The organism is Stieleria sp. (assembly GCF_041595215.1).
In the GTDB taxonomy this organism is placed as follows: Bacteria; Planctomycetota; Planctomycetia; order Pirellulales; family Pirellulaceae; genus Stieleria; species Stieleria magnilauensis.
Genome location: NZ_JBFHKV010000783.1, coordinates 1 through 4,246, shown reverse-complemented (window position 1 = coordinate 4,246; position 4,246 = coordinate 1). Strand labels below are relative to the sequence as shown.

Genomic DNA, 4,246 nt, shown 5'->3' with positions numbered 1-4,246 from the left:
CTGGTGCTGGGTGAGAACATTGGCACGACCATCACCGCGTGGTTGGCTTCCTTCGGATCCAACACCAACGCCAAACGGGCGGCCTATTTCCATATCGTTTTCAACATTTTGGGCGTCGCCTGGATCACCGCCGTGTTCCACCTTTACCTGATGCTGGTTCGCTATGTCGTCGCGGGAGACACCAGCGCGGACATGACGTTGGGGGTGATCTCTAGCGCTGAAATCACAGCCGCGATTGCGATGGCGCACACCGGATTTAACGTGACCAATACGATTGTGTTTTTGCCGCTGGCCGGATACATCGCGACGGCACTGAGACGGGTGGTCCCCGACCGAAAGAGGTTGTCGGACGAAGAAGAACATCTGACCAATCTCGACGTTCGCATGCTCGAATCCCCTGTCGTTGCCGTCGAGCAATCCCGTGTCGAAGTTCTCCGCATGGTCAACGCCTGCAAGCAGATGATGGCGTGGTTAAAGGAACTTCATGAAACCGACGGCTCGGGCAAGGAGCTGCGAAAACAAATCCTGGACATGGAGGAGGAACTCGATGTCATGCAGAGCGAAATCGTCACCTTCATGTCCAACTTGTTGGTCGGCAATGTACCGCATGATGTGGTCGCCGAATCCCGTCGGCAGCTGCGATTGGTCGACGAATACGAATCGATCAGCGACTGCATCGCAACGGTGGTCAAAGCGCATCGCCACCTGGAACGACACGAATTGCGATTGCCCGACGATCAGCAACAGGAACTGATGGAATTGCACACGATGGTGTCCGACTACCTGAGTCTTGTCAGCCACCATTACGAGCAACTCGGCCACGCCGGCGGGGCGGTTGAAGCCCTTCCGCACGGAGAGTCGATCACCAAGCATGCCAAGTCACTGTACAAGGGAGTGATCACGAAACCGCCTGAAGAGCAACTCGAAGTTCGCTCGCTGGTCTCGTACAACCGCATGGTGGCTGCCTACCGCCGCGTCCGCGACCACTTGGTCAATATCGCCGAAGCGCTCGCGGGTGAAAAATAGCGATCAGCCCATGCCCCGCGACTGCTAAATCAACAAGGTTTTGACCAGGGCAGGGCCCGTGGGCTTGCGCCAAACGGCTAATCATCGATCGACATCAGCCGGTTCGCGCGAGCGCCCGGGGCGATCGGGCGCCCGTCAATGTCGATTTAGCGGTGTTGGCCAAGCCCCGCATCGGGCCGTTGATTTCGGCCTCCGATCAAGTCGCCGCGACAGGCTGGTACTTGGCATCGCCGAATCCGAGGATCGGGTAGAAGATGAAGCCGAGAAAGGCGAGCCCGATCCCGAACCCCACGCCCTTTCCGAAATGCTTCGCGATATCGATCGAGACGATGATGGCGATGATGAAGTTCACCAACGGGATCAGCAGCAACAGGATCCACCAGATCGGTCTGCCGGCGATTTGCAGCAGGAGGACCACGTTGTAGATCGGGATGATCGCTCCCCAGCCCGGCTTGCCGGCTTTCTCAAAGGTCTTCCAAAGCCCGGCAACAATCACCACGATGATCACAAGTTGGATCACCAAAATCAGCAACCCGACGACGCCGCCTCCTCCGTCGTCCTGAGCCAATGGCAGATTGAAATTAAAAAGGTTCATTTCGGCGTCTCATCGTTCGGTGGTTTCGTTCGATCCCCTCTGCGCTGCGAGCAATCGTCGATTCGAAGCCGGAAAGACTGACACGCCCCACCAGTGTCGGTGACGATCGCCTACCTCGATTGTATCGAATTTTTGAGGGACCATCGAAAGAATTTCACTTTGGTTACCCGGGGTTCGACTTTTCCCGCGCTTTGTTTCGGCTGCGTCGATGGCGACTTGCAGCAAGACTTCATCTGAAAATCGATTCGTTGCCGATGAAACTCGATCGCCCCGGTGGCTTGTTGACCGTCGTCGCCAAGCCCTATACTTAGCAGCCCCCAAGATCGGTGGGCAACGAACAAGACTCCTCTCTAATCGTAAAACGGCAACGAATTTCATGAGTCAACGACCTCTCAATGTTGGTTTGATCGGCGGTGGCGGTGGTGCATTCATCGTCCAACCGCATCAACGCGCGATCCATTTCGACGGTACCCGGCGCGTGGTCGCCGCGGCACTGCATCCCGATCCCAAAGTGGCCTTGGAGGAAGCGGCCAACTGGGACTATCCGATCACGGGATACACCAACTATGACGAAATGATCGAGGCGGAATCCAAGAAACCGATCGGCGAACGCGTCGACTATGTCGTCGTCGTCACGCCCAACCATGTCCATTTCGATCCGTCGATTAAATGCGTCCGTGCGGGGATTCCCGTGTTTTGCGAAAAACCGCTGACGCTCAATCTCGACGAAGCTCAGCAGTTGGTCGATGCGGTGGAAGAAGCCAAAATCCCCTTCGGCGTCGCGCACACCTATCTCGGTCACTGGACCAGCCGGTTCGCCCGCTTCATCGTCACCAGCGGCTTGCTGGGCGAGGTGCGTTGGGCCGATTCACGTTACCTGCAGGGCTGGCTGGCCGGGCGAACCGAAGATGCGGGCGTCGCCCAGGCCGAGTGGCGTGTCGATCCCAAAAAGTCCGGGATCAGCTGCTGTGGCGGCGACATCGGAACGCACGCATTGATGCAATTGCGGTACGTCACCGGACTCGATGTCACCAAGGTCCAGGCCAACCTGGTCACCTTTGTCGGTGGGCGGCTGCTGGATGATCACTTCACGACCTACTGCGAACTGTCCAACGGCGGCAAGGCGCTCGTCCGCGCGTCACAGATCGCCATCGGCCACAAGAACGATCTGGGCATCGAAGTCAACGGGACCAAGGGCACGTTGATCTGGGACCAGGAATTCCCCGAACAGCTGAAAATCTTGTTGCCCGATCAGCCGGACCGCACGTATTTCCGCGGTGCGGTTTCGGCCAACGACGGATTCCTTGGCGATTTGCCGGAGGAACTGATGGCCGAGCCCAACATCCCGGCCGGTCACCCGGAAGCCTTCCACGATGCCTATGCACGCCTGCATCGTTGCTTCGAGCAAGATGTGCGATCCTACAACGATGGCAAACCCTTCAGCTGTGACGGAAGCAAGTACGCCAACGTGCAAGACGGACTCAACGGAATGAACTTTATCCAGGCCGCGGTCAACAGTTCCGCCAGCGGATCCACCTGGGTCGATCTGTAACCGGATCGTGCCACTTCGACGTCGCCACGCTCGCGCCAGAGCGTGGAGGGCTCAGGTTGCGACGGGACAGGAATCGGCAACACCCGATGTTGCCGTCGACGGTGACGCGGTAAAACCATTGAAACCGCGACCGTCATCGCCGCATCCGGATCGAATTCAATGGCCAAAAACCTTTACATCGCTGCGTCCGAACCCGACAGCGGCAAGTCCCTCGTGGTGCTGGGCATCATGGAGCTGTTGTCGCGACGCGTCGAGCGTCTGGGTTTCTTTCGCCCGATCATTCGCAGCCACGGCAAACGCGACAACGATACCGAGCTGCTGCTCAATCGGTACTCGCTCGACCAAGACTACGAAGACAGTTATGCGGTCACCTCGGATGACGCACAAGCGATCGCGACCGAGAAAGGACTTTCGGTGCTGTTGCGCATCATCTTGGAACGGTACAAGGCGATCGAATCACGCTCCGATTTTGTGCTCTGTGAGGGCACCGATTTTGAAGGGGTCGCCTCGGCGTTTGAGTTCGATCTGAGCGCGCAGATCGCCACCCATCTCGGGACCCCGGTTGTCAACGTGCTGTCGGGACGAAACAAGTCCCCCGAAAGCATCCGCGGTGCCCTGCATGCGACACGCATTGCGATGGTCGACGAAGGGTGCACGGTCATGGCCAATTTCGTCAATCGCGTCGCGGCCGAACGCATGGAAGCGGTGCGGAGTGAGGTGCAGAAGAGTTGGAGCTACGACGATCCGGTGTTCGTGGTCGCCGATGAACCGACGCTGGAAGCCCCCACCGTCGGCGCGGTCGCCGAAGCGCTCGGGGCGGTCCCGATTCGCGACGGCGAAGTGGATCTGAATCGAGAGATCCTGACGATCTCGGTCGCGGCCATGCAGTTGCCCAATTTTCTGGAGCGGGTCCAGGAAAGCAAGCTGGTGATCACTCCCGGGGATCGCAGTGACATTCTGCTGGGATGCCTGGCAACGGTCGCGTCGGACAACTATCCGAAAATTTCCGGGATTGTGCTGACCGGTGGCATGCGTCCTCCCGACAGCGTGACCCGATTGATCGAAGGCATTCG

Annotated in this window: 4 protein-coding genes; 3 read left to right on the top strand and 1 reads right to left on the bottom strand. The window is 58.4% G+C overall.

The window, feature by feature from the left end:
• The coding region (locus ABX749_RS24125; RefSeq protein WP_372898243.1) for a Na/Pi cotransporter family protein at nt 1-1,026 on the top strand (1,026 nt) is incomplete at its 5' end.
• A 196-nt stretch (nt 1,027-1,222) separates the two neighbouring features.
• On the opposite strand, the gene ABX749_RS24120 is transcribed toward ABX749_RS24125, so the two are convergent.
• Nucleotides 1,223-1,621 (bottom strand): DUF5684 domain-containing protein, encoded by a 399-nt coding sequence (locus ABX749_RS24120; RefSeq protein ID WP_145207247.1) that lies wholly within the window; start codon nt 1,619-1,621, stop codon nt 1,223-1,225.
• Nucleotides 1,622-1,997: 376 nt separating this feature from the next.
• Between ABX749_RS24120 and ABX749_RS24115 the strand changes: the two genes are divergently transcribed.
• The gene (locus ABX749_RS24115; RefSeq protein WP_372898242.1) at nt 1,998-3,173 is read left to right on the top strand and encodes a Gfo/Idh/MocA family protein; all 1,176 of its coding nucleotides are present in this window, start codon (nt 1,998-2,000) and stop codon (nt 3,171-3,173) included.
• A gap of 159 nt (nt 3,174-3,332) precedes the next feature.
• On the top strand, nt 3,333-4,246 hold a 914-nt coding region (locus ABX749_RS24110; RefSeq protein WP_372898241.1), incomplete at its 3' end, for a phosphotransacetylase family protein.

Bases quoted from the DNA above. Each gene is read 5' to 3' on its own strand.
- ABX749_RS24120 (WP_145207247.1), bottom strand. From the start codon at position 1,621: ATGAACCTTTTTAATTTCAATCTGCCATTGGCTCAGGACGACGGAGGA.
- ABX749_RS24115 (WP_372898242.1), top strand. From the start codon at position 1,998: ATGAGTCAACGACCTCTCAATGTTGGTTTGATCGGCGGTGGCGGTGGT.